The sequence below is a fragment of the Bradyrhizobium altum genome, assembly GCF_020889705.1.
GTDB lineage: Bacteria > Pseudomonadota > Alphaproteobacteria > Rhizobiales > Xanthobacteraceae > Bradyrhizobium > Bradyrhizobium altum.
The window spans coordinates 1-23910 of record NZ_JACMYP010000139.1 but is presented as its reverse complement, the minus strand read 5'-3'; the positions used below and the strand labels follow the sequence as shown (position 1 = coordinate 23910).

The following is a 23910-nucleotide window of genomic DNA, read 5'->3' as shown; positions in this document are numbered from 1 at the left end:
CGCGGCGCGGCGCCGAGCTGACCGGACCGGACGAGCCGAAATCGCTGCCGCCGCCATCATCGGCGAAGCTGCCGCCTCCGCCGCCCCGCCCGTCGAGCATGGTGAGGTTGGAGTTGAAGCCCTGCAACACGACCTCGGTCGAGTACTTCTCGACGCCGCTCTGGTCGGTCCATTTGCGGGTCTGCAACTGACCCTCGATGTACACCTTGGCGCCCTTCTTCAGATACTGCTCGGCGACCTTGCAGAGGCCTTCGTTGAAGATCACGACGCGGTGCCACTCGGTCTTTTCCTTGCGCTCGCCGGTGCCCTTGTCGCGCCAGGTTTCCGAGGTGGCGATGGAAAGATTGGCGATCGGTCGGCCGTCCTGCGTCCGCCGGATTTCCGGATCCTTGCCGAGGTTTCCAACCAGGATCACCTTGTTCACGCTTCCTGCCATCGCATCATCTCCACTCAAAAACCGGGCGCCGGACATCGGCCGCCACTCTCAACCATCGCCACTTACTTGCAGGCGTTCGCGAATGACCTATACGGCCGGTGCCGGCTCGATGCCCTCGCCGTCGCGCGGTTATCCACGATTATCGAGATATAGCACCGCAGCCGACACTGTTCCAGTTTTGTTCGCCACAACCAGCCGTAGAAGCGGCCGATGGCGATGGCGCGGCCGCCGATTTCGGTCTTAGTCACCAGCGGGCTCCGACGCCTCACGAAAATGCAAGTTAAATCAACTACTTGCCTTGTCGACGCTTCTTCCCCGAGTGTTGCATTTGGGAGACGGCGCTTCCGGTTGAATCAGGGTATAGCTACAGCCATCAGATGGGCGCTCGCGTCTGAGATCGCGCTTCGGGACCGTTGGAAGCCGATTGGGAAGCTGGGGGGTTGATTATGAAGAAGTTTTTGCTCGCTACGGTTGCCCTGATTGCGTTCGCTGCGCCTGCCGCGGCTGCCGATCTGGCTGCGCGCCCCTACACCAAGGCGCCGCCGATGATTGCCGCCGTCTATGACTGGAGCGGCTTCTACATCGGCGCCAACGGCGGCTGGGGCTCGAGCCACAATTGCTGGGACCAGGTCCCGGGCGGCATCTTCATCGGCTCGGATGGTTGCCATGATGCGACCGGCGGCGTTGCCGGTGGCCAGATCGGCTATCGCTGGCAGGCTGGCACCTGGGTGTTCGGCCTCGAAGCGCAGGGCGACTGGGCTGACCTGAAGGGCAGCAACAACAGCGCGATTTTCCCGGGCCTCTTCACCAACCAGAGCAAGATCGACGCGTTCGGCCTGTTCACCGGCCAGATCGGCTACGCCGTCAACAACGTGCTGCTGTACGCCAAGGGCGGTGCGGCGCTGACCGACAACCGTTTCAGCACCTACTTCACGCCGACCGGCGTGCTTGCCGGCCGCGCGAGCGACACCCGCTGGGGCGGCACCATCGGCGCCGGCATCGAAGTCGGCTTCGCGCCGAACTGGACCGCCGGTATCGAATACGACCACCTGTTCATGCAGGACAAGACCTACAACCTCACCACCCCGACCGGCGCGCTGTTCAGCAGCATCCGCGATCGCCAGGACGTCGACCTCGTCACCGTCCGCGTGAACTACAAGTGGGGTGGCCCGGTGGTTGCGCGCTACTGATCGCGCGACACGGATTTGATTCAAACGAGAGGCCGGCCTTGCGCCGGCCTTTTTGTTTGCGTGGCCGCATTGTTGCGCAGCCGAGCGCGCCGGATCGGCGGCTGACCTCGCCGCGCATTCCCCAACGCCACAGGTTGTGACGCCCGCGATCAGCTGGAACGGCTTCTACCTCCGCGCCCAGGGCGGCGGCGGCTGGGGCAGCAACGAGACCTATCTCGGCGCACCGAACGATGCGGCGTTTATCGGCACCCAAAGCTACAACACCAGCGGCGGCTTTGTCAGCGGCGTGATCGGCTACAATGTCCAGACCGGCCCCGTCGTGTTCGGCGTCGAGGGCGACTACCACTGGTCCGCCGTCACCGGCCGCTCCGGCGTGATCAATGTCGGACCGCCGAGCGTGCTCGACAGCTACTACACCGAACTGCGCAGCTTCGGCGACATCAAGGGCCGGCTCGGCTACGCCGACGGCGCCACGCTGTGGTTCGTCAACGGCGGCGCCGCGGTCGGCGACGTCCTGCATCGCTACGATGCCGGCCTCGCGCCGCCCTCGGTCTCAGCCAGCGACACACGCTGGGGATGGACCGCCGGCGCCGGCGTCGAATACATGTTCGCCGCCAACTGGTCGGCCAAGCTCGAGTACAACTACCTCGACCTCGGCAAGGTCGCGCCGATCCAGTACACGCCGGCGATCAACGATCGCTCGGAATGGAAGGACACGTTCCACACCGTCAAGCTCGGCATCAATTACCACTTCAATTCGGCGAGCCCGATCGTATCAGCGAAATACTGAGCTACCGGCAGTCGCGCACCGCACCTGCACAGCGAACACAAGAGCCGGCCTTGCGCCGGCTTTTCGCTTGCGTGCAAGCGCGCGCCTAGCCTGGGCCGTTTTCCGTGCATTGTGGTTTCATGGATACACAACTTCCAAGATTTCTATGTAGAAGCACCCGGTCGTCACACGACACTGCTGTGACGTTCCCTTCAATGTTTGAAGGGACAACAAGAAAATGGGACTGGGACTTTGAAAATCAGGAATGTTTTGCTGGCATCGGCCGGCATGTTTGCCCTCAGCGCAATTGCACCGGCAATGGCCGCCGATATGGCGGCCCGCGCGCCTTACGTGAAGGCTCCGCCGCCGGCCGCGATCTACAACTGGACCGGCTTCTACATCGGCGGCTTCGGTGGCTATGCCAGCGAGGAGTCCGGCAATCCGAAGATGGAAGGCGGCTTCGCCGGCGGCACCATCGGCTACAACTGGCAAACCAGCAACATCGTGTACGGCCTCGAGGCCGACGGTGCGTGGGCTGACGTCGATGCCTCGACCACCGCGCTCGGCATCACCGTGAAGAGCAAGGTCGACGCGCTCGGCACCGTGCGCGGCCGCATCGGCTTCGCCGTCGACAAGGTGCTGTTCTACGGCACCGGCGGCTACGCCTGGGTCGACAACAAGATCAGCGTCAGCGCGCTCGGCGTGACCGCTTCGCAGAGCAACTTCCACTCCGGCTGGACCGTCGGCGCCGGCATCGAGGCGTTCATCGCGCCGCAGTGGTCGGTCAAGGGCGAGTACCTGTATCGCAGCCTTGGCAGCGAGACCTACTTCGGCGTGCCTTCCCCCGACCTCAACCTGCACAGCGTCCAGTTCGGCGTGAACTATCACTTCGGCGGCCCGATCGTCGCCAAGTACTAAGCCAAGTACTAAGCCAAGTACTGAGATCGATCTGCGATCAGATCGCACGGAAAGGCCGGCCTCGCGCCGGCCTTTTTGCGTCAGAGCGTTCGAGCGAAGTGGACCCCGGTTCGCGTCAAGAAAACGCGTCAAAACAGAAATCTGGAGCCCCGTTCCGATTCCGTCGCAACGGGAAAAGCCTCTTGCGGAACCGGGCCCTGCTGACGGCTGCTGCCAACAGGCAAACTATCCGTTGATGGACACGACTCAGCACTGGAAATTGTCAGCCGTTCTTCCTACGTTCCAGTCTTCTCACCCATCGGCGCAAAGTCCCGGCAGCACCGGCGATGCGCGCCCAAAAAGGCGCCCGATCATGCGCCCGGAAATGTCGCTATGGATGAAGTGCTCAAGGCGAAGCGCCAACAGAACGCCGGCTCCTCATCGCGCGCCATCACGATCCGCGGCGCGCGCGAACACAATCTGAAGAACATCGACGTCGAGATTCCGCGCGACAAGCTCGTGGTGTTCACCGGCCTGTCCGGCTCCGGCAAATCGTCGCTCGCATTCGACACCATCTACGCCGAGGGCCAGCGCCGCTACGTCGAATCGCTGTCGGCCTATGCGCGCCAGTTCCTCGAGATGATGCAGAAGCCGGATGTCGACCAGATCGACGGCCTGTCGCCGGCGATCTCGATCGAGCAGAAGACGACGTCGAAGAACCCGCGCTCCACCGTCGGCACCGTCACCGAGATCTACGACTACATGCGCCTGCTGTGGGCACGCGTCGGCGTGCCCTATTCGCCGGCCACGGGCCTTCCGATCGAGAGCCAGATCGTGTCGCAGATGGTCGACCGCGTGCTGGCGCTGCCGGAAGGCACCCGCCTCTTTCTGCTGGCGCCGGTCGTGCGCGGCCGCAAGGGCGAGTACAAGAAGGAGCTCGCCGAGTACCTCAAGAAGGGCTTTCAGCGCGTCAAGATCGACGGCACCTTCCATGAGCTGTCGGAGGCGCCCGCGCTCGACAAGAAATTCCCGCACGACATCGACGTCGTGGTCGACCGCATCGTGGTGCGCCCCGATCTCTCCCAGCGCCTCGCGGAAAGTTTTGAAACCGCGCTGAAGCTCGCCGAGGGCCTCGCCGTGATCGAGTATGCCGATGCGCCGGCGGCGGCACCGGCCGAGGACAAGAAGAAGACCGCAAAGATCCACGACAAGAGCGGGCCCGAGCGCATCCTGTTCTCGGAGAAGTTCGCCTGCCCGGTGTCCGGCTTCACGATCCCCGAGATCGAGCCGCGCCTGTTCTCGTTCAACAACCCCTATGGCGCCTGCCCGGCCTGCGGCGGCCTCGGCGTCGAGCAACACATCGACGAGGACCTGGTCATCCCCGACAAGGAGCTGACCTTGCGCAAGGGCGCGATCGCGCCGTGGGCGAAATCGTCCTCGCCCTATTACATCCAGACCCTGACCGCGCTCGGCAAGCATTACAAGTTCACGCTCGACACCAAGTGGAAGGACCTGACCAAGAAGGTGCAGGCCGCGCTGCTGCACGGCTCCGGCGACGACGAGATCAAGTTCTCCTATGAAGACGGCGTCCGCTCCTACGACACCAAGAAGCCATTCGAGGGCGTCGTCACCAACATCAACCGCCGCTACCGCGAAACCGAGAGCGAGTGGGCGCGCGAGGAGCTCGGCAAGTATTTCTCCGACGTGCCCTGCGCCGGCTGCAACGGCTACCGGCTGAAGCCGGAGGCGTTGTGCGTCAAGATCGGCGGCAAGCACATCGGCGAGATCTCGGAGCTCTCGGTCAGGCGCGCCGGCGAATGGTTCGAGACCGTGCCGGAGGCGCTGAATGCGCAGCAGAACGAGATCGCGACGCGCATCCTGAAGGAGATCCGCGAGCGCCTGACCTTCCTGCTCGACGTCGGCCTGAACTATCTGACACTGTCGCGCTCCTCAGGCACGCTGTCCGGCGGCGAGAGCCAGCGCATCCGCCTGGCCTCGCAGATCGGCTCGGGCCTGACCGGCGTGCTCTACGTGCTGGACGAGCCGTCGATCGGCCTGCACCAGCGCGACAATGCCCGCCTGCTCGACACGCTGAAGCGGCTCCGCGACCTCGGCAATACCGTGGTCGTGGTCGAGCATGACGAGGACGCGATCCGGCTTGCCGACTATGTGCTCGATATCGGCCCCGGCGCCGGCATGCATGGCGGCCACATCGTCGCCGAAGGCACGCCCGACCAGATCATGCGCAACCCGAAATCGCTGACCGGCAAGTACCTCACCGGCGAGCTTTCGGTCCCGGTGCCGGATCGTCGGCCGCCGAACCACCGGCGCACCATCAAGGTGATCAATGCCCGCGGCAACAATCTGAAGAACGTCTCGGCCGAGATCCCGCTCGGCCTGTTCACCTGCGTCACCGGCGTCTCCGGCGGCGGCAAGTCGACGCTCTTGATCGACACGCTCTACAAGTCGATCGCGCGCAAGCTCAACAACGCCAGCGAGGGCGCGGCGCCGCACGACCGTATCGAGGGCTTGGAGCATATCGACAAGATCATCGACATCGACCAGTCGCCGATCGGCCGCACCCCGCGTTCGAACCCCGCGACCTATACCGGCGCCTTCACGCCGATCCGCGAATGGTTCGCCGGCCTGCCGGAGGCGAAGGCGCGCGGCTACGAGCCCGGGCGCTTCTCCTTCAACGTCAAGGGCGGCCGCTGCGAGGCCTGCCAGGGCGACGGCGTCATCAAGATCGAGATGCACTTCCTGCCCGACGTCTACGTCACCTGCGACACCTGCAAGGGCAAGCGCTACAACCGCGAGACCCTGGAGGTGCTGTTCAAGGGCAAGAGCATCGCCGACGTGCTCGACATGACAGTCGAGGAAGCCGCCGAGTTCTTCAAGGCGGTGCCGCGCGTGCGCGAGACCTTCCAGACCCTGCACCGGGTCGGCCTCGACTACATCCATGTCGGCCAGCAGGCCACCACGCTGTCCGGCGGCGAGGCCCAGCGCGTCAAGCTCGCCAAGGAATTGTCAAAGCGCGCCACCGGCCGCACGCTCTACATCCTGGACGAGCCGACCACCGGCCTGCACTTCCACGACGTCGCCAAGCTGCTCGAGGTGCTGCACGAGCTGGTCGCCCAGGGCAACACGGTCGTGGTGATCGAGCACAATCTCGAAGTCATCAAGACCGCCGACTGGGTGATCGACCTCGGCCCCGAAGGCGGCGACGGCGGCGGCGAAATCGTCGCCTGGGGCCCACCGGAGGACATCGTGAAAGCGCCGAGGAGCTACACCGGCAAGTTCCTGGCGCCGGTGCTGAAGAAAGCGAACAGCAAGCCGAGGAAGAGCAGCGCGAGCGAGGCGGCGGAGTAGCACCGGCCGTGGCGAAGGCACTATGAAGACGAGTTCTGAATGAAGTGGAGGCAACGCACCCTCGACGAAATTGCCGAAATGATTTGCGGCAATGGCGAGAACGTTCCCTTCGTCTACCGCAGTAGCAGCTATCTCACTCGATTTTCCGAGACGCGGACACAGACTTTGCTCACGACGGGTCAACGCGGGCCGCTTGGGTCTCAGGAGTTTTAGAAGAACTCCTGAATGATCCGCATCGAGATGCTCAGACCCCGCCGTATGGTTTCTGCCGGGTGATTGCGACGTTGATGGATGTCGCTGATGCGACGGCCAGCGACCCCGACCGCATAGCTGCGCTATCGAAGCTAAACATATCGCTGGCTCGCGAAGGCTTTGAGGCTTTCTTTGCGTCCGATCATAGATGCTATCTCCATTCTAACTTCGACCGTGCATGCTTCGCCCGCAGAGATCCCTGACAATCGCGCCCTCGCCTAACTGCGGTACGTCGCGATCTGCCAGACGTTTGCCCAGGCATCCCGCACCATCGCTCGTCTGTCGCCATAAGGCGTATCCACGGGTGTCTCGATCGATTCAGCGCCGGCCGCGATCGCGCGCCGATAGGTCTCGTCCGCGTTCCGAACATAGAGAAAGGCCGGCATGGCATCTCGCACGCTGCCGCCGTCGCTGATCAGGATGATCGAATCTCCCATGCGCATTTCTGTTGGAGCTCCGGACCGAACCTCGCCTTGCGCATCGAAAACGTCTCTCAGGAATCCGGTCAAGCCGGCAAGGTCGCTCGTGACAATTCTCGGGATGACGGTAGGCCAGCCGATTGGCTTGAATTGGGTCATGTGCCTACCTTTGACTGCGCAAGTGGCCCGCATGAGCGAAGCGACATCCGGGGGGCGGCAGAACAAGTTAATAGCTCCCGCATGTCGCTTCGCTCATGCAGGCTACAGCACCCCTCACCTCCGCACTACACCGCCCAATAGTTCGGGTGCGTGTACGACCGCGAGCGATCGCCCCAGTCGAATTCGTCGCCGTCGAATTCGGACGGCCCGGTGCGCAAATCCTCCAGCGTCACCTCGACCTCGAAGGCCTGTCGCACGGGATCAAATCGCAGTGCGGTCCATCTGACGGGATAGTGGTGGTGGGTACTCAGCACGCCGCCGGTCTTGATGATGGCGTAGGCCACCGTTCCGCTCACCTTGTCGAGCATCAGCCGCTCGATCGAACCGAGCTTTGCGCCGTCGCGCCCGAAGACGCAGACGTGTTCGACCCGGTCACTGGGCACCAAGGTATGATGCATGGCATCCTCCCCGTGTTTCCTCGTATTTGCTCGATAATATATGCCTGCCGCGTTGGTGAGCCAATGGGTCGCAGCTCGGCGACAGGCCAAAGGGCGGTTTGGCCCTTCCGCGTCATTCCAAGTCAACGAGTTGCACGAACGCCGGTGACAAGCTCCTCGCAATGACGACGAAGGGAGCACCCGACAAAGGCTATCGTCGCGGCGGCAGGCACCGCGACATTTCGGAATAATAGAAACGTATCAAGATTTGCCCGACGCGTCAAGTCGCTTTTCCGGGTGCCGGCGGCAACCTGCTACTTTGCATGGGGTTGTTTTCGATATTTTGGGATGCGTACCTTTGGTTCATCGCTTCAGCGCGAACATTGCTCTGCAATCTTGTCGCGAGCCTTTCGCAATGACGACCAAGAGAGTTCCTGACACAGGTAAGGCTAACCCACCTACGCACTGCCCCTACTCCGTCCGTCTGAGAAACGCCCCGAACGCCCGTGGGCCGTCGCCGACCTTGACCTCGCCGATCACCGTCATCTCGGCGGCATCGATCACGCTGAGCGTGTTGCTCTCCCAATTCGCGACCACGATCGTCTTGCCGTCGGCCGTCGCCTCGATGCCTTCGGGGTAATCGCCGACCGTGATCCGCTTCACCGGCTGCAAGGTCGCGAGGTTGAATACGCTGACCTTGCCGTCATACTGGTCGGTGACGAAGCCGCGGCCCTGCGCCAGCGCCACCGCGTAGGGGCGCAGGCCGACATGGGCGCGGCCGATCTCGCGCGCGGTCGCGATGTCGATCACGGAGACGTCGTTGGAGCCGACATTGGCGGTGTAGGCGCGCTTGCCTTCGGCATCGATGGTGACGCCGAACGGGCGGGTCCCGACCTTCACGATCCCTCGCAGCTCGTGCGCGGAAATGTCTGTTATCGACACGCTGTCGTCGTCGCGGTCGGCCGAGAGCAGCAGCCGCCCGTCCGGCGTCACGGCGAGCCCGGACGGCGATGCGCCGACCGGAAGACTGGCGACGACACGCTGCTCCCTGGCATCGATCACCCGCACCGCGGCGGCGTACCAGCCGGCGACATAGACGGTCGCACCGTCGGGCGCCACCGCGATACCGAGCGGCCCACCGCCGACATCGACCCGGCCGACCACCTTGCGCGTCGACGCATCGACCACCGTGACCGCCTTGGCATCCGGGCTCGTCACATAGGCGAAGCGGCCGTCATGGCTGACCGCAACGCCCGCGGGCTTGCCGCCGATCGCGATGGTCGCGACCGGCTTCGAGGTCGAAAGATCGACCACGGTGAGATCGTCGCTCAGCTGGTTGGTGACGAACGCCTCCTCGGCGCGCGCGCCACTGAGATCGGCGAGCAGCGCCAGCAGCGCGATCGCGCGCATGCTCAGCTTCCGCTCTCGATCTTCTTCTTCAGCGCCGCAAGCCCGCCTCTGTAGAGCTCGCTCACCGCCTTCACCGCGGCCTCGTCGTTCAGCTCCGGCGGCGGATCGTTGTTCGGAAAGCCGCGATAGAAGGCGCCGGCCCATTCCAGCTTCGCCTTGCCGCCGGGCGCCGGCGACACCGACAGCGTCGAGGAGTAATTGGTGACCGGCAGCACCTTCACGTCGACGGCCGTGATCCGGTACGAATAGCTCATCATCTCGGGCTCGTATTTGTAGAGCTCCTCGTCGATGGTAATGCCGGGCGCCAGGGTCAGCCGCCGCGTGGCGCCGACCTCGTTGCCCTTCTCGCCCTCGGTCTTGGCGACACCGGCAAGCCAGCTCATGTCCTGGAAATTGCCAATCACCGCCCACACCTTGGCCTGCGGCGCGTCGATCTCGATGGATTCCCGCACCTTCTGGCGGGTCGGCCCATGGGCCCAGGCGGCCCCCAACACAGCCAATGCCACCACCACGACGCCGGCACGCGCGATCGTCAGCCTCATCCTTGGTCTCTCCCTATGTGTATCGGCCATCCGCCGCCTGGCGCATGCCGCAGTTTATGGTTCGAGGTTCTAGACCAGATCGGGGACCGGCTTCTTGCACCAGAGCGAAGTTCGCGGCCGCCGGGTTCGCCGGGAGGCAAGCCAGCCGGACGGGCCGGTTCACGCCTCGATGGCGGCCTCGACGAACCCCTTCGGGTCGTCGCAGAACTCGCGCATCAGCCGGTCGGTCTCCCGCAGGCTGACCGGCTCGAGCCCGTATTTGCTCAGCCGCAGCAGCGTCGCGTCGGGATAGGCCATCAGGACCGGCGCATGCGTGGCCATGATCACCTGGCAGTGGCCGGTGCCGTTCATCCGGTGCAGCAGCTTGAGGAATTCGATCTGGCGTGCGGGCGATAGCGCGGATTCCGGCTCGTCGAAGATGAAGATGCCCTGCCGCCGGCAGCGCTCCTCGAAGAAGCGCAGGAAGCCCTCGCCGTGGGAATGCGACAGGAAGTCCGGCGGCAACGCGCCGACGTCCTGCGCTGCCTCGTCCAGATATCGTGCAACCGAGAAGAAGCTTTCGGCGCGGAAGAACCAGCCATTGGTGACCTTGGGCAACCAGCTCGCGCGTAGCGCTGACGCTAGCGAACCGCCCATTTTCTCCAGCGCCCTGCCATGGTCGACCGCGCGATAGCCCTTGCCGCCGCCGGCATCGTCATAGCCGGCCATCACGGCGATACCTTCCAGCAGCGTCGACTTGCCGGTGCCGTTCTCGCCGACGATGATGGTGATCGCCTTGTCGAAGCTGAGTTCGAATTCGTCGCGCAGCAGCGGCAGCACGAACGGATACGCGTCGCGATTGGGAATGCGCCCGGGATCGAGCCAGACGCGCCTGAGATACGGCGCCGGCATGTTGATCGGGCAATGTCGTCCTCTGGCCATTCGTCCTGCTTCCAGCACTCCGCGGCGGCGCCAACCACGATCCCAGATAGAGGTGAACCCGTCAAGAACATAACAGGAACGCGCGGACCAGGCTGGCGCGCACGTCTGCACACAATGCTAGGTTCAACTTCCGCGCATACGACGCGGAATCAGCAAGCCTTGTTGGGATTCCCGAAATGACAACCTCGCCTCCAGAGGGGTTCAAGCTCCTGCCGAGCCGCCCAGGGTTCATCGACCATAATGGCCCCTACTACTGGCGCGAGACCGGCGAAGCCGCGCCCGACTGGGGGTTTCAGAGCGACGGCCGGCACGGCAATCCCTACGGCTACATTCATGGCGGGGCGATCCTCGGCTTTCTCGATACCGCCCTTGGCAGTGCTGTGTTCATGGCAACGAAACGCAAATGCGCGACCGTTTCGCTGGACACCCGCTTCGTCGGCGGCGCCGCGCCTGGTCCATGGATCATCGGCCGCACGACCGTGAAAAAGGTGACGCGGACCTTCGCCTTCGTCGATGCTGAGGCCTTCGCCGACGACAGGCTGCTGGTGACGGCCGCGGCCGTCTTCCGCGTCTTCGACGAATGAGCCGATGCCAAGCCCCAGCTACATGCTTTTCCGCAAGGCGATCCTCACCGAGCAGCAAGTGGTCTGCATCTATGACGATCGGCCGCGCGAGCTCTGCCCGCATATCATCGGCCACAAGAAGAGCGGTGAAGAGGTCGTGCTGGCGTGGCAATTCGCCGGCGAGAGTTCGGGCAAGCTACCGCAATGGCGCTGCCTGCGGCTTGCCCAGGTCAGCGCGATCAGCTTGCGCAAGGGCCGCTGGCACGAGGGCAGCTCGCACCGCACCGAGCAGAGCTGTGTCAGCGCGATCGACCTCGACATCAACGTCCATGTCCGCAAGCGCAGATGAACTCGGCGCGTCGCGGTCGCATCAGATAAACTTTCCGGGCTTGGCCATGAACTGATCAATAGCGGTCTTCAGTTTGCCCTCCAGCTCGCTTTGACCGCTCCAGAACAGCGTCGGCACGTCGAACACGTCGAACGGCAGCTTGGTTCCCGCGTAAGCCGTCTGGATGACCGCCTTGCCGCTGGCGCGTGCGAAGCCCAACTCGTAGAAAACGTTCGGACGTGCGCCGCTGACCTCGGCAATGACAAAGGCCGCACGCCGAATGCCGGCAAAGATCGCCGGAACGATACGTTCATTGCTGTCGAGATGGTTGTCGACCTTGACCGCTGAGAAGCCCTTCTCGCGGCAGACCCGGCCGAATGTCGCGTAGGCGTCCGTCAGGTGCGGAACGTTCTCGAACGACATCACGACGAACACTTCGGTCGACAGGATCGCGCGTTCGGCCAGCGTGACCACCTCGGCCGCGTACTGCTCGACCACCTCGTCGTTCTCATCGGTCATGAAGCGGTTCAAGGCCTGGTAATCCTCGCGCGAAAGGTTCGAGACCCCTCGTCGCTCGAACGACGCCAGTTCATCGACATGGATGTCCGTCGCCGCGCCGCCGAATGTCGCGACCGCCAGGATCGGCTTGTTCGCGAACCGGCCCCAGCTTGCGGCGTGCTGCGTCCCGTCCCAGCCGCCGATGATGATCATCGCGTCGCATTCATGCACCGGCTCGGGAAACGCGAATCCGCGCGGGACCAGGGACCAGTCGCCGAGCTGCGACCGCGTGATCTCGCCGATTCTGTGGATCGGCGTCGTGGTGCGGGTGACCCAGGAATGGATCACCTTGTTCGGATCCAGCCTCCTGGATTGCGCAGCGGCTGAGGCGGCTTGCGCAACGACGAGATCGAGTTGGGTACGGCAACCACCGAGCAGCGCATGGCCTCTCAGGACCGTCTGTCGACCAAGCGCTTCGGCGAAGCGCCTGCGCATCGGCCCTGTCTCATCCTTCTCGTACAGACCGCCCGCCACCAGCAATTTGGCCATGGTCTCTTCCCCAATATGTCTCGCTCAAAAATAAACCCGACCTCGCTCCTGTCGGCGCAATGACGCAACAATAAAGGCGTTTCTCGATCAACTCAATTCTAACGTGCAGAGATTTTCAGAAACAGCTTGAATCCGGGCTCCGGTTCCCGCGAAGCCCAACATATCGCGAAACTGCGGATGTACGTCTCACAGGCGGCGCCACACACTCGCCGTCGTCCCGGCGAAGGCCGGGACCCATAACCACGAATGACTATTGTTGTTCAACGCTGGAACGACGAATCCCTTTCACGACAACTGCTGCGGAGTATGGGTCCCGGCCTTCGCCGGGACGACAGCGGAGGATGCGGCGTGATATCGACTCTGGCGAACGCCGGGACGACCGTGGAGGAAGGGTGTACCCCGCCCCTACGGCCGCTCCGCCTCCTCCAGCACTTCCAGCACCAGCTCCATCGTCATCAGCACGGGATTGTCGCCGCGCACCAGGCGTCCCTCGGCGATGCCGCCGAGATAGTCGACCAGCGCGACGTCGAGGCTCGCGCGCACCCGACGATTGGCGTCAGGCGCGATCTGCCCCGCGGTCACCGCGAGCTCGGTCGCGAACGGCACCACGCTGTGGCCATCGCTGAAGACCGCGCCGATGGTCGAGCCGACGCCGCCATGCAGCCGCGCGCGCAGGATGCCGTGCTGGCGACAGAAGCCTTCCAGCGCACAGGCGAAATCCTGGTTCGGCCGCAGCCGCAACGCGAAGGCGTGGCTCGTGGTCTTCGCCCCGCGCGGCGCGCTGGCGACCGGACCGAACAGCTTGAAATTGGTCTCGCTGTCGGGCTCGGCCACAAACGTCGCGCCGTCGATGCCGAACGCGCTGACCTCGAATGGCTCGGCGACGATGGTCTCGTCCGGCAGCATGTGTCCGCCATTGAAGCGGCCATCGGCCTCGGTCCACAGCCCATGGCAATGGAAGAACGGTGCGCCGTCGCGTTCGCCAAAGGTCAGCGCCGCGAGCCTGAGCCGGGTCACGCCGTCGGGACGGAACGTGTCGCTGTAGAACGCGGCGTTGACGCCATCCTTCGACAGCGCCGGCATCACATAGGCGAACGGCCCGAGCGCGCCACCCGTCGCGCTCAGCACGCCGCTGGAAAATCTCTCCGCCGCAAAGCCGCGACGCACGGCTTCGAGCAAGGGAATGCCGGCCTCGAGCGTGAATGAAAAGGCGCGGCCGCGCGCTGCGGCCCATTGGATGCGCTCGGGAATGGGAGCGCCAGGCTGGGCGATGCTGCGCATCGCCTCACGCGCCCGTCGATTTGGCAATCACCTCGAGCAGCCCGCGCGCCTCGAGCTCGTCGCGGATCAGCCGCTTCGGCACCTTGCCGTAGCCGGACTTCGGCAGCGCCTCCCAGAAGAAGAAGCGTTTTGGCATCTTGTAGCGCGGCACCTTTGGCGCGAGGTACGCCGCAAGCTCCGCCTCCGCGACGGCCTCAGTGCCCTCGCGCGCGACGCAGACGGCGACACCGACCTCGCCCCAGAACGGATCGGGCACGCCGAGCACGGCAACCTCGCCGACCGCGGGATGGGTCAAGAGCTTCTCCTCGATCTCGCGCGGATAGATGTTGGAGCCGCCGGAGATGTACATGTCGGAGGCGCGGCCGGTGATGTAGACGAAACCCTCCTCGTCCATGTGGCCGAGGTCGCCGGTGCGGAACCAGCCGTCGCGAAACGCCTTCGCGTTGGCTTCGGGGTTGTCGTAATAGCCGGCGAACACGCCGGGGCCGATCACGCAGATCTCGCCGGTCTCGTGCGCCTTCAACTCGCTTCCGTCGTCGCCCTGGATCGCGACCTGCATGCCGGTGCGCTCAAAACCGCAGGTGCCGATCCGCGCATGCGGTCCGTCCTCGGGATCGTGCAGGCCGGGCGGCAGCACCGTGATGTTGCCGGTCACCTCGCCGAGGCCGAAATACTGCACCAGCACACCGCCGAGCTTGTTCAGCGCCGCCTTCTGGTCCTCGCGATACATCGGCGCACCGGCATAGATGATGTAGCGCAGCGAGGAATGGTCGTACTGGTCGGCGGCGGGATGCTCGACCATCATCTTCAGGATCGTCGGCACCGTGAACATGTTGCTGACGCGATATTTGGCGATCAGCCGGAAGGCCTCCGCGATGTCGAACTTCTCCGACGGCAGCAGGATGGTCGGCACGCCGCGCGCGGTCTGCACCAGCTGATGCACGCCGGCGCCATGCGACAGCGGCGCCACCACCAGCGAGGCGTCGTCTTCGGTGGTGCCGGGCATCAGATCGGCGAGATGGTTGGTGATCACGAAAGCCATCTGGCCGTGCGTCAACACCGCGGCCTTGGAGCGCCCGGTGGTGCCGGAGGTGAAGAAGAACCAGCAGGGATCGTCGTACTCGACCGGGGTGTTCTCGACCGCAGCACCGGCGTGCTTGGCGATGACGTCGCCGACGGTCGCCTCGCCGAACGTCCCCTCCTCACCGATCCGCCAGACGAATTCGAGCGCGGGATTGGCGGCCGCCTTGGCATGATCGGGGAAGTCGGCGTGGCAGAGAAACGCCTTGGCGCCGGAGGCTGCCGCCAGATAGGCGACCTCGTCCGGCATCAGGCGGAAATTGGTCGGCACCCAGACCGCGCCGAGCCGGAAGGCCGCGAACATCGACCAGAACATCTCGTCGCAGTTCTTGGAATGCACCAGGATGCGGTCGCCCTTGCCGATGCCGCGCGCGGCGAGCGCCGCCGCCAGCGCCGAGACGTTCTGGTCGATATGGCGCCAGGACCAGGCCTTCCCGTTCCAGATGAAGCCGGGACGATCGCCGTGGCGGCGGGCGTTCTGGGTCAGGATGTAGGCAAGGTTCATCACCCGGCGCGACACCCGCGCGATCCCACCGCGCGGCGCAGTCACCTCGATCCCGCTCATTGCCGCCCCGCCGATACGCACAACAGACAGGGCATGGTCAGGACGGTCATCCGGTGTTTCCTCGGTCAGAACCGGGCGTCTTCAAGCGCCGCAAGGGATTGGTGCCACCCGGTTTATCGCCAAGCAGCGCGCCTCGGCAAGGCCCGCCGAACGCGGCGCGATGCTACCGCGCCGGCGGCCGCCAACCCGACAATGCTTGGCCGGGCAATACCTGGCCGGAGGCCGCTATTGCGGATGCTTGGCCAGGTCCTGCTCGCTCAGGTTCCAGTCCTGCCAGAGCTGCAGCGCGCCGATCATGGCGACCAGCCCGCCGAGCAGGATGTGCCAGAGCTGCAGCGCCTGGTCTTCCGAGTAGCCGAAGATGTTGGGCGACGCGATCAGCCAGAGGCCGAGCACGATGCTCGCCACCTCCTCCCAGCGATGCAGCGCGACATATTCGAGCTGGGCGAGGCCCAGCACCAGCATGCCGACCACGAAGCTATTGAGCACCAGGTGGCTGCGCTCGACATCGACGACGTCGCTGACCTGGATCGGAAACCAGGGCGAGACCATGATCAGCACGCCGAGCAGCATGCCGAGCCAGTCCTCCCAGGGGCGGTGTGTGCCGAAGAAACGATTGTCCGACATGACGAACCTCCTTGCGACAAGGGGCATACGTCAGCGGCCGGCCTCACCACTCGGTACCAGACGACCATTGGGCCGCATCCGGGGGCGTATGTCTGGGAACAAGCCTAATCGAATTGCATCGGCCCGCAAGGCCCGATCGGCGTATGTGCGATGCGGCAGGGCGCCCGGCACCGCGCGTCAGCGCGCCCCGCCGAGCCGCGCCAGCGCCTCGTTGGCGGACTTCAGATCGGGCTGCAGCTCCAGCGCCTTGCGAAAATCGGCCGCCGCGCCCTTCTTGTCGCCGAGCCGCAGCTTGGCCTGGCCGCGGTTGTTCCAGGAATAGACGTCGGCGGGATCGTATTGCAGCGCCTTGTCGTAGTCGGCGAGCCCGCCCTTGTTGTCGCCCTGAAAGAGCCGGATCATGCCGCGGTTGCGCCAGCCGCGCGCATCGGTCGGCGCCATCTTCGCCGCCTCGCCGTAGTCCGCGGCGGCGCGATCGAGCTGCTCGGTATCGCGATAGACATTGCCGCGGTTGATGTAGGCGAGCGCGTTGGGCTCGAGCTTGATCTCGGTGGTGTAGTCGGCGATCGCATGCGCCGCGTCGCGCTTGCGGTAATAGACAAAGCCGCGATTGCCATAGGCCACGGCGAGCTGCGGGTTGTATTTGATGGCGAGGCTGAGATCGGCCAGCGCGCGGTCGAGATCGCCCTTGTTGAGCCAGACATCGCCACGATTGTTGTAGGCCAGTGCGAAGGCCGGATCGATGCGGATCGCCTCGTCGTAATCGGCGATCGCATGATCGAGATCGCGCTTGAAGGCGTAGACCCGGCCGCGGTTGGTGTAGGCGCAGGCATAGGCGGGATCGAGCTTGATCGCCTCGTTGAGGTCGGCGAGCGCGGCGTCGAGTTCGCGCTTCTCGGTCAGCCCGTGGCCGCGGTTGCAATAGGCGCCGGCCAGCCGCCTGCCGGTTTCGGTCTTGCCGTCGATCACCGTGGTGCAGGCGGACACACGGTCGCCGGGCGCCGTCGTCAGGCCGACGCAGGCCTGCCAGCTCGGATCATCGCCGGCGGCGGCTTGCGGAGGATTTGGCAGCGTCAACGCGGCGCCGAGCAATGCGGCGGTCAGGCAGGCCAAAATGCGCATCTCGTCAATCCACAAATGTCAATTTGCGGGTTGGTCGCGGCTTTGCACCGGCGGGTTCACGGGCTTAGATCAAGGCCAGTGAATCAACCGGGATTTTGCGATGGCTGCCGTCCGCGACAACAAGGCCGAGAGGCGCTTCGAACTCGATACCGAGGGCGGCACAGCCTTTGCGAATTACCGGCAGACGCCCTCGGCCGTCACCATCACCCATACCGAGACACCGCGCGCCCTGCGCGGCCGCGGCGTCGCATCGGAGCTGGTCAAGGGCGCGCTGGAGCTGATCCGCGCCGACGGCCACAAGGTGATCGCCGGCTGCAGCTTCGTGGTGGACTACCTCGACAAGCATCCGGAATACGCGGATCTTGCCGGCTAGCGCCGCGTTCGTCAGACGATCTTGATCGACATGTCCGGCAGGCCCTCGAGCTTGCAGAGCAGCACGTCGCCCTTGACGACCGGGCCGACATTCTCCGGCGTTCCGGAATAGATGATGTCGCCGGCCTTGAGCTCGAATGCCTCGGAGAGCTTTGCGATCTGCTCGGCGACGCTCCAGATCATGTTCTTCAGATCCGAGCTCTGCCGCACCGTGCCGTTGACCGCGAGCGAGATCGCGCCTTGCGTGAAATGGCCGGTCTTATCAGCCGGATGGATCGGCCCGAGCACCGCGGCATGGTCAAAGCTCTTGCCGATCTCCCACGGCTTGTTCTCCGCGGCCATGCCGTTCTGCAGATCGCGCCGCGTCATGTCGAGGCCGAGCGCGTAGCCATAGACGTGATCGAGCGCTTTGTCGGCCGGGATGTTGGCGCCGCCGGACTTCAGCGCGGCGACCAGCTCGACCTCGTGGTGATAGTTCTTGGTCAGCGACGGATAGAGATGATCGGCGACCGTGCCGATCGCGACATTCTGGATGGCATCCGTCGGTTTCTGGAAGAAGAACGGCGGCTCGCGGCTCGGATCGGAGCCGCGCTCGATTGCATGCGCGGCGTAGTTGCGGCCGATGCAGTAGATGCGGCGGACCTGGAACACCTCGGTGGCGCCGACGATCGGGATCGTCACGGCCGAGACCGGAAACATCGCCTTCGGCGCGGCCTCGGCATGGGCCGGCACAGATTGCGCGGCGGCGCCGGCCAGCGCGAGGGCGCCGGTCGCGAGCATCGTCCGGCGATCGAGATCAGTCATGGGAGTTTTCATGGGAGTTTTCGTGGGCGTTCTCCTTCTTGTCCGCCGATCTATAGATGCTCGCCGGTCCATAAAAAAGGGCCCGCGCTGGCGCGGGCCCTGGTGTGCGGGATGATGATCCCGTCAGTGCTTGATATCCGGGGGCAGCTTGCCGCCGTTGGCCGCGAGCTTCGTCATCACCTGCTTGTGCAGCCAGATGTTCATGCTGGCGGAATCGCTGGTGTCGCCGGTGTAACCGAGCTCCTTGGCGAGCTCCTTGCGCGCCGACAGGCTGGAGTCGATGTCGAGCGCCTTCATCAGGTCGACGATCGAGGTCCGCCACTCGAGCTTCTCGCCCTTCGCGGCAACCGCCTTGTCGAGGATCGGGGCGACGTCAACGGACTGCGCGGGCGCCGCGCCGGCGGGCACCGCGGCAGGAGACGGCGATGCGCTACCGGATCCACCGGCGGGAGCTGCGCTTGTGGCCGTTCCGCCGGCGGGCGCGGCGCTGGCGCTGCTGCCGAAAATCGCGCCCATGATTTTTCCGAAAATGCTCATCGTTCGCTCCCAAGAGAGTTGAGATGTGAAGGCCACGCGGCAACGCGCCGGCTGACCGAGGTCGCAGTTCAAGTGTATCGCTCCCTCAATACCTTGCCAATGCGACATTCACCTAAGCGTGAGTGCTTTTGCCGCGGTTTGGGAGTACCCTCAGTGCACAGTTCGCGACACGGCCAGTTCCCTGCTCTGTCTTTCGCGTCTGGCTTGCTCGTGATCGCTTCGAGAGGCGGTACGTTTGTGCCCGCGTGCCGGGCGCAGAATGCGCCCGCCCAGAGGGAGACAACGACCATGGCCACTCCATACCAAGGCAATGTCACATCGATGACGCAGAGCGGACAAGGCCCCGCATCTGCGCCAGTTATCCGCACCATCGGCCTGTCCGATTTGCATCAAGCGCTGCGTCTCGGCTGGGAAGACTTCAAGGCAGTACCAAGCCACGCCATCATCCTATGTCTGATCTATCCCGTGCTCGGCATCGTGCTTGCGCGCACCGTGCACGGCTATTCCGTGCTGCCCCTGCTGTTTCCGCTGGCCGCGGGCTTTGCCCTGCTCGGCCCGTTCGCCGCGATCGGCCTCTACGAGATGAGCCGTCGGCGCGAGGACGGCGGTGAGGCATCCGCATGGGACGCCATGCAGGTATTCCGCTCGCCGTCATTCGGCGCGATGCTCGGGGTCGGAACGTTGCTGTTCGCACTGTTCGTGACCTGGATCGCGACCGCGCAGGCAATCTACACCGCGGTGTTCGGCTATCAGACCGCGGCCAACATTCCCGATTTTGCCGAGCGCGTGCTGACCACCCCGCAAGGCTGGTGGTTGATCGTGGTGGGCTGCAGCGTCGGCTTTCTGTTCGCGCTCGTCGCGCTTTGCATCAGCGTGGTCGCCTTCCCCATGATGCTCGATCGCCAGGCAACCGCCGGCGAAGCCATGGTGACGTCGATGCGCGCCGTCGCACAGAACCCGGTGCCGATGGCGGCCTGGGGCCTGATCGTCGCGGTGTTGCTGGTGCTCGGCACGATCCCGTTCTTCCTCGGGCTTGCCGTTGTGATCCCCCTGCTCGGTCACGCCACCTGGCATCTCTATCGTGAGGTCATCGTCAAGGACCCGAACGCACGGCCCGTAATCCCCGAGCCGCGTGAGCGCAAGCCCGCCGCCGACTTCCCGGCCAACCTGTTCCCGTGGCGGCGCAGCGATCGCGGCTAAGCGCCAGTCACCCCGAACGCGTAAACGCCAAAGCAACCGCCGGCCGATTATATTCGGCCGGCGGTTTGTCGTTCCGGATCGTCAAACGGGTGTGAAATTGGCGTGGCATTTGCAGCATTGCCTGAGATAAACGGCTCGATCACGAGCCTTGTTTTAGCCGCTGTTGCCGCGAACATACCCGCCGGGTTTCGCGACCAATCGATGACATCGCAGACTCCGGAGTGAAATTGCCTATGACCTCGCGCTTTTCCTTTCACCCGCTCGCCGTCGGGGCGTGGCTGTTGACCTCGACCGCGTCCGCGCTCGCCGCCCAATGCGGCACGGGCACGTTCGAGTCCTGGCTCGACGATTTCAAGAAAGAGGCTGTGACGAAGGGCATTTCGCAGAACGCGATCCAGGCCGGGTTGAGTGGCGTCACGCAGGACAAGGCTATCCTGGCGCGCGACCATTCGCAGCAGGTGTTCAGCCAGACCTTCGAGCAGTTCTCGGGTCGCATGGTGCCGCCGCGACTCAATCGCGGCTCCGACATGATGAAGCGCTACGGCTCGGTGCTGTCGCGAATCGAGGAGGCCTACGGCGTGCCCGGTGAAATCTTGGTCGCGATCTGGGGGCTGGAGACCGATTTCGGCGTCAACACCGGCAAGTTTCCGACCCTACGCTCGCTGGCGACACTGGCCTATGATTGCCGCCGCTCCGACATGTTCAAGGCCGAGTTGATGGATGCGTTGCGCATCGTCGAGCGTGGTGATCTCGCACCGCAGGAGATGCGCGGCGCCTGGGCCGGCGAGCTCGGCCAGACCCAGTTCATGCCGTCGTCCTATATCAAGTTCGCGGTCGACTTCGACGGCAACGGCAAGCGCGACCTGTTGCACAACGTGCCTGACGTGCTGGCCTCGACGGCGAACTTCCTGAAGAGCTACGGCTGGAAGAAGGGCAAAGGCTGGGAGCCCGGCAGCGAGAATTTCGCGGTCATCCAGCAATGGAACAAGAGCGAGGTGTACGCCAAGACGATCGGCTACTTCGCCACCCAGCTCGCCAAGGCTCCGTAGCGCGGTGGAGTTGCGTAGCGGCGAGAAGCCCGCACGTCGGCTCTGCTTCGATCAGAACTGCTCCTGCTCCGGATGAACCAAAAAGGGCCGATTGCCCCAGGCAATCGGCCCTTATCGCCATGATCAAAAGCTTACTTCGCCATGCTGGCTTCAGCAGCCTTGCTGAGGTGCTCGCCGCATGCGCCCCACTTGTTGTTCAGCATCGCGTCCTGGGCGAGCGAGACTTCCTTCTCCGCCGCGAATTTGACCTCATTGTCAGCCATGGCTTCGACGGCAGCTTCCGTCTTGCCGAAATCGGCACCGCTGCAGCCGACGCCCATATGATGGCGATGAGCGGCCTGGGCGGGAGCAGCGACAGCGTAAGCAACGGCAGCCATGCTGGCTGCGGCGATGAATGTTTTTATCATGGGATGATCCATCTCTTGTTCTTGGACAGATCCCTGCGTGATTGCGGAATCTGCAGCGCAATTATTCGCTGTTCCCGGCGCCGCTCAGAATGAACTTCGCGCGATACGAATGTGATCGGCGCTACACGCGGATCGCGCATGCGTTGCATAGTGTTTCGATTACATGTCGGTAAGGAAGCGGCGCCGCATCAACTTTGCTGCCAACGTTCAGTTCAATCGAAATGCACTTCCGATAATCCTCAGCACATTCCGCGCGACGCGCCGGACGCGACGGAGATCCGCACGACGGCGGGTGACCGAATTACCTCTCGCGTCAATGCGACCGATTGACGCCCGCTCTTTCAAGGGCGCTCGCACCAACATATGAATCATTAATCATTCTAATGCCATGCTGTCGCATGCGAATCACGCATGGAACACGTCGATGTGATCCGGTGAGCGAGGGCGCGTAAAAACTTGATTGGGCGGTCTTTAATTACCATATATCCAACCTGATCCGACTTACCGAAATTTCACCAACCAATTGATTTCAGGAATATTTTTGCGATATGCCGCGTGTCGGCGGAACTTTCATTTACGGACCTGCTCGGCAAGCGCCAAACGGTTAACCAGACCTTACCGCCGCCATGCGTTTTGGGTCTAGCTGCATCGCACCATTGGAACTACCGCGCCGCACCATATCATCTATATTCACTTCAACGATGAGGCTTTGGAAAAGCTGAATCTGAATTACTAGGAGACTACCATGTTGCTCTCGCTCATCCGCATGATCCAGGCTTTCCGGGATTATCAGCGCAATGTCAGCGAACTGTCCCAGCTCAGCGATCGCGAACTGGCCGATATCGGCCTCGACCGCTCGGACATTCCGCGCGTTGCCGCCGGTACCTACAACGGCTAATCGGCCGCAAGCCATCTGATGAACGGATAACGCCCGCTTCCACAGCGGGCGTTCTCGTTTCTGGTGCGGTTTCAGATGCATATGGAATCAAAACGCGCTAACGCTGCGCGATGACACCGCATCAATCCTCTTCGCAACCCGTGCACATCGTGGGCGCGGGGCTCGCCGGCTCGGAAGCCGCCTGGCAGGTTGCCAATTCCGGCGTCCGTGCCGTCCTGCATGAAATGCGCCCGCACCGAATGACCGAGGCGCATCGGACCGAAGGCTGCGCCGAACTGGTCTGCTCGAATTCCTTCCGCTCCGACGATGCCGCCAACAACGCGGTCGGGCTGCTGCACGCAGAGATGCGGCGGCTGGGCTCCCTCATCATGCGCTCGGCCGATGCCAATCAGGTGCCCGCCGGCGGCGCGCTGGCGGTCGACCGCGACGGCTTTTCCGCTGCCGTCACCAAAGCGCTGAACGAACATCCGCTGATCGAGATCAGCCGCGAGGAAGTCGCGGGCCTGCCGCCGGCCGACTGGAGCAACGTGATCGTCGCCACCGGTCCCCTCACCTCGGCGCCGCTCGCCGACGCCATCAGGCAGCTCACCGACGAGAACGCGCTGGCGTTCTTCGATGCGATCGCACCGATCGTGCACAAGGATTCCATCGACATGTCGGTGGCCTGGTTTCAGTCGCGCTACGACAAGGTCGGTCCCGGCGGCACCGGCGCCGACTACATCAACTGCCCGATGACCAAGGAGCAATATGACGCCTTCGTCGCGGCGCTGCTCGACGGCGAGAAGGTCGACTTCAAGGATTGGGAGACCAACACGCCCTATTTCGACGGCTGCCTACCGGTCGAGGTGATGGCCGAGCGCGGTCAGGAGACGCTGCGCCACGGGCCGATGAAGCCGGTCGGATTGACCAATCCGCACAATCCGACGGTCAAGGCGTATGCGATCGTCCAGCTGCGGCAGGACAACAAGCTCGGCACGCTCTACAACATCGTCGGTTTCCAGACCAAGCTGAAGCATGGCGCGCAGCAGCGCGTGTTCCGCACCATCCCGGGCCTCGAGAATGCGGAGTTCGCCCGGCTCGGCGGCCTGCATCGCAACACCTTCCTGAATTCACCGAAGCTGCTCGATAGCCAGCTGCGCCTGCGCGCGCAGCCGCGGCTGCGTTTCGCCGGCCAGATGACGGGCTGCGAGGGCTACGTCGAGTCGGCCAGCGTCGGCCTGATTGCGGGC

At 64.0% G+C, this 23910-nt stretch carries 25 protein-coding genes; 11 read left to right on the top strand and 14 right to left on the bottom strand.

The window, feature by feature from the left end:
• Positions 1-436: single-stranded DNA-binding protein (locus tag H8B02_RS28555; RefSeq protein WP_229169300.1), on the bottom strand; the 436-nt coding region annotated here is incomplete at its 3' end.
• Positions 437-882: 446 nt separating this feature from the next.
• On the opposite strand from H8B02_RS28555, the gene H8B02_RS28550 reads away from it, so the two are divergent.
• From H8B02_RS28550 to uvrA, 4 genes are all read left to right on the top strand, one after another.
• Complete coding sequence (locus H8B02_RS28550) at positions 883-1626, top strand: outer membrane protein (RefSeq protein ID WP_229169299.1); 744 nt, start codon at positions 883-885, stop codon at positions 1624-1626.
• Between the two features lie 52 nt (positions 1627-1678).
• Positions 1679-2416 carry an outer membrane protein gene (locus H8B02_RS28545; protein ID WP_233287797.1) on the top strand — a complete coding sequence of 246 codons (738 nt, stop codon included), beginning with the start codon at positions 1679-1681 and terminating at the stop codon, positions 2414-2416.
• A 237-nt stretch (positions 2417-2653) separates the two neighbouring features.
• Positions 2654-3313 carry an outer membrane protein gene (locus H8B02_RS28540; RefSeq protein WP_229169301.1) on the top strand — a complete coding sequence of 220 codons (660 nt, stop codon included), beginning with the start codon at positions 2654-2656 and terminating at the stop codon, positions 3311-3313.
• Positions 3314-3685: 372 nt separating this feature from the next.
• Positions 3686-6661 (top strand): excinuclease ABC subunit UvrA, encoded by a 2976-nt coding sequence (gene uvrA, locus H8B02_RS28535; protein WP_229169297.1) that lies wholly within the window; start codon positions 3686-3688, stop codon positions 6659-6661.
• Between the two features lie 470 nt (positions 6662-7131).
• On the opposite strand, the gene H8B02_RS28530 is transcribed toward uvrA, so the two are convergent.
• The 5 genes from H8B02_RS28530 to H8B02_RS28510 all read right to left on the bottom strand — a co-directional run bounded on the left by H8B02_RS28530 (position 7132) and on the right by H8B02_RS28510 (position 10801).
• The gene (locus tag H8B02_RS28530; RefSeq protein ID WP_229169296.1) at positions 7132-7491 is read right to left on the bottom strand and encodes a VOC family protein; all 360 of its coding nucleotides are present in this window, start codon (positions 7489-7491) and stop codon (positions 7132-7134) included.
• Positions 7492-7616: 125 nt separating this feature from the next.
• The gene (locus H8B02_RS28525; protein ID WP_229169295.1) at positions 7617-7949 is read right to left on the bottom strand and encodes a PRC-barrel domain-containing protein; all 333 of its coding nucleotides are present in this window, start codon (positions 7947-7949) and stop codon (positions 7617-7619) included.
• 450 nt (positions 7950-8399) lie between these two features.
• Positions 8400-9338, bottom strand: coding sequence for a YVTN family beta-propeller repeat protein (locus tag H8B02_RS28520; RefSeq protein WP_229169294.1), 939 nt, complete (start codon positions 9336-9338; stop codon positions 8400-8402).
• A gap of 2 nt (positions 9339-9340) precedes the next feature.
• Complete coding sequence (locus H8B02_RS28515; RefSeq protein WP_229169293.1) at positions 9341-9880, bottom strand: SRPBCC family protein; 540 nt, start codon at positions 9878-9880, stop codon at positions 9341-9343.
• Positions 9881-10039: 159 nt separating this feature from the next.
• Positions 10040-10801 (bottom strand): AAA family ATPase, encoded by a 762-nt coding sequence (locus tag H8B02_RS28510; RefSeq protein ID WP_229169292.1) that lies wholly within the window; start codon positions 10799-10801, stop codon positions 10040-10042.
• A gap of 176 nt (positions 10802-10977) precedes the next feature.
• Here H8B02_RS28510 and H8B02_RS28505 point away from each other — a divergent pair, with 176 nt between their 5' ends.
• Positions 10978-11385, top strand: coding sequence for a PaaI family thioesterase (locus H8B02_RS28505; protein ID WP_229169291.1), 408 nt, complete (start codon positions 10978-10980; stop codon positions 11383-11385).
• A 4-nt stretch (positions 11386-11389) separates the two neighbouring features.
• Complete coding sequence (locus tag H8B02_RS28500; RefSeq protein ID WP_229169290.1) at positions 11390-11713, top strand: hypothetical protein; 324 nt, start codon at positions 11390-11392, stop codon at positions 11711-11713.
• A 21-nt stretch (positions 11714-11734) separates the two neighbouring features.
• On the opposite strand, the gene H8B02_RS28495 is transcribed toward H8B02_RS28500, so the two are convergent.
• From H8B02_RS28495 to H8B02_RS28475, 5 genes are all read right to left on the bottom strand, one after another.
• The gene (locus H8B02_RS28495) at positions 11735-12739 is read right to left on the bottom strand and encodes a nucleoside 2-deoxyribosyltransferase (protein ID WP_229169289.1); all 1005 of its coding nucleotides are present in this window, start codon (positions 12737-12739) and stop codon (positions 11735-11737) included.
• 405 nt (positions 12740-13144) lie between these two features.
• Entirely contained in the window at positions 13145-14020 is an 876-nt protein-coding gene (locus H8B02_RS28490) for a PCC domain-containing protein (protein ID WP_229169288.1), read from the bottom strand.
• A gap of 4 nt (positions 14021-14024) precedes the next feature.
• On the bottom strand, positions 14025-15665 hold the full coding sequence (locus H8B02_RS28485; protein WP_229169287.1) for an acyl-CoA synthetase: 1641 nt from the start codon (positions 15663-15665) through the stop codon (positions 14025-14027).
• A gap of 225 nt (positions 15666-15890) precedes the next feature.
• Positions 15891-16292: an SPW repeat protein gene (locus tag H8B02_RS28480; protein ID WP_176531225.1), complete on the bottom strand. Its 402-nt coding sequence runs from the start codon at positions 16290-16292 to the stop codon at positions 15891-15893.
• Positions 16293-16469: 177 nt separating this feature from the next.
• A complete protein-coding gene (locus H8B02_RS28475) occupies positions 16470-17414 on the bottom strand; it encodes a tetratricopeptide repeat protein (protein ID WP_229169286.1) in 945 nt (314 codons plus the stop codon).
• Positions 17415-17514: 100 nt separating this feature from the next.
• Here H8B02_RS28475 and H8B02_RS28470 point away from each other — a divergent pair, with 100 nt between their 5' ends.
• On the top strand, positions 17515-17787 hold the full coding sequence (locus H8B02_RS28470) for a GNAT family N-acetyltransferase (RefSeq protein ID WP_229169285.1): 273 nt from the start codon (positions 17515-17517) through the stop codon (positions 17785-17787).
• Positions 17788-17798: 11 nt separating this feature from the next.
• Here the strand turns inward: H8B02_RS28470 and H8B02_RS28465 are convergent, their stop codons facing one another.
• Complete coding sequence (locus tag H8B02_RS28465) at positions 17799-18590, bottom strand: fumarylacetoacetate hydrolase family protein (protein ID WP_229169284.1); 792 nt, start codon at positions 18588-18590, stop codon at positions 17799-17801.
• Between the two features lie 123 nt (positions 18591-18713).
• Positions 18714-19127, bottom strand: coding sequence for a DUF3597 domain-containing protein (locus tag H8B02_RS28460; protein ID WP_229169283.1), 414 nt, complete (start codon positions 19125-19127; stop codon positions 18714-18716).
• Between the two features lie 288 nt (positions 19128-19415).
• Between H8B02_RS28460 and H8B02_RS28455 the strand changes: the two genes are divergently transcribed.
• On the top strand, positions 19416-20327 hold the full coding sequence (locus H8B02_RS28455) for a DUF2189 domain-containing protein (protein WP_229169282.1): 912 nt from the start codon (positions 19416-19418) through the stop codon (positions 20325-20327).
• Between the two features lie 233 nt (positions 20328-20560).
• On the top strand, positions 20561-21376 hold the full coding sequence (locus H8B02_RS28450; protein ID WP_229169281.1) for a lytic murein transglycosylase: 816 nt from the start codon (positions 20561-20563) through the stop codon (positions 21374-21376).
• Between the two features lie 131 nt (positions 21377-21507).
• Here the strand turns inward: H8B02_RS28450 and H8B02_RS28445 are convergent, their stop codons facing one another.
• Positions 21508-21795, bottom strand: a complete 288-nt coding sequence (locus H8B02_RS28445) for a hypothetical protein (protein ID WP_229169280.1) — start codon at positions 21793-21795, stop codon at positions 21508-21510.
• A 733-nt stretch (positions 21796-22528) separates the two neighbouring features.
• Between H8B02_RS28445 and H8B02_RS28440 the strand changes: the two genes are divergently transcribed.
• A complete protein-coding gene (locus H8B02_RS28440) occupies positions 22529-22681 on the top strand; it encodes a DUF1127 domain-containing protein (RefSeq protein ID WP_016846063.1) in 153 nt (50 codons plus the stop codon).
• A 110-nt stretch (positions 22682-22791) separates the two neighbouring features.
• On the top strand, positions 22792-23910 hold a 1119-nt coding region (gene trmFO / locus H8B02_RS28435), incomplete at its 3' end, for a methylenetetrahydrofolate--tRNA-(uracil(54)-C(5))-methyltransferase (FADH(2)-oxidizing) TrmFO (protein ID WP_229169279.1).

Coding starts and splice junctions, on each gene's coding strand:
- H8B02_RS28485 (WP_229169287.1), bottom strand. CDS start 15,665: ATGAGCGGGATCGAGGTGACTGCGCCGCGCGGTGGGATCGCGCGGGTG.
- H8B02_RS28500 (WP_229169290.1), top strand. CDS start 11,390: ATGCCAAGCCCCAGCTACATGCTTTTCCGCAAGGCGATCCTCACCGAG.
- H8B02_RS28525 (WP_229169295.1), bottom strand. CDS start 7,949: ATGCATCATACCTTGGTGCCCAGTGACCGGGTCGAACACGTCTGCGTC.
- H8B02_RS28550 (WP_229169299.1), top strand. CDS start 883: ATGAAGAAGTTTTTGCTCGCTACGGTTGCCCTGATTGCGTTCGCTGCG.
- H8B02_RS28530 (WP_229169296.1), bottom strand. CDS start 7,491: ATGACCCAATTCAAGCCAATCGGCTGGCCTACCGTCATCCCGAGAATT.
- H8B02_RS28505 (WP_229169291.1), top strand. CDS start 10,978: ATGACAACCTCGCCTCCAGAGGGGTTCAAGCTCCTGCCGAGCCGCCCA.
- H8B02_RS28450 (WP_229169281.1), top strand. CDS start 20,561: ATGACCTCGCGCTTTTCCTTTCACCCGCTCGCCGTCGGGGCGTGGCTG.
- H8B02_RS28520 (WP_229169294.1), bottom strand. CDS start 9,338: ATGCGCGCGATCGCGCTGCTGGCGCTGCTCGCCGATCTCAGTGGCGCG.
- uvrA (WP_229169297.1), top strand. CDS start 3,686: ATGGATGAAGTGCTCAAGGCGAAGCGCCAACAGAACGCCGGCTCCTCA.
- H8B02_RS28495 (WP_229169289.1), bottom strand. CDS start 12,739: ATGGCCAAATTGCTGGTGGCGGGCGGTCTGTACGAGAAGGATGAGACA.
- H8B02_RS28445 (WP_229169280.1), bottom strand. CDS start 21,795: ATGGATCATCCCATGATAAAAACATTCATCGCCGCAGCCAGCATGGCT.
- H8B02_RS28465 (WP_229169284.1), bottom strand. CDS start 18,590: ATGACTGATCTCGATCGCCGGACGATGCTCGCGACCGGCGCCCTCGCG.
- H8B02_RS28470 (WP_229169285.1), top strand. CDS start 17,515: ATGGCTGCCGTCCGCGACAACAAGGCCGAGAGGCGCTTCGAACTCGAT.
- H8B02_RS28515 (WP_229169293.1), bottom strand. CDS start 9,880: ATGAGGCTGACGATCGCGCGTGCCGGCGTCGTGGTGGTGGCATTGGCT.
- H8B02_RS28440 (WP_016846063.1), top strand. CDS start 22,529: ATGTTGCTCTCGCTCATCCGCATGATCCAGGCTTTCCGGGATTATCAG.
- H8B02_RS28510 (WP_229169292.1), bottom strand. CDS start 10,801: ATGGCCAGAGGACGACATTGCCCGATCAACATGCCGGCGCCGTATCTC.
- H8B02_RS28475 (WP_229169286.1), bottom strand. CDS start 17,414: ATGCGCATTTTGGCCTGCCTGACCGCCGCATTGCTCGGCGCCGCGTTG.
- H8B02_RS28480 (WP_176531225.1), bottom strand. CDS start 16,292: ATGTCGGACAATCGTTTCTTCGGCACACACCGCCCCTGGGAGGACTGG.
- H8B02_RS28455 (WP_229169282.1), top strand. CDS start 19,416: ATGGCCACTCCATACCAAGGCAATGTCACATCGATGACGCAGAGCGGA.
- H8B02_RS28490 (WP_229169288.1), bottom strand. CDS start 14,020: ATGCGCAGCATCGCCCAGCCTGGCGCTCCCATTCCCGAGCGCATCCAA.
- H8B02_RS28460 (WP_229169283.1), bottom strand. CDS start 19,127: ATGAGCATTTTCGGAAAAATCATGGGCGCGATTTTCGGCAGCAGCGCC.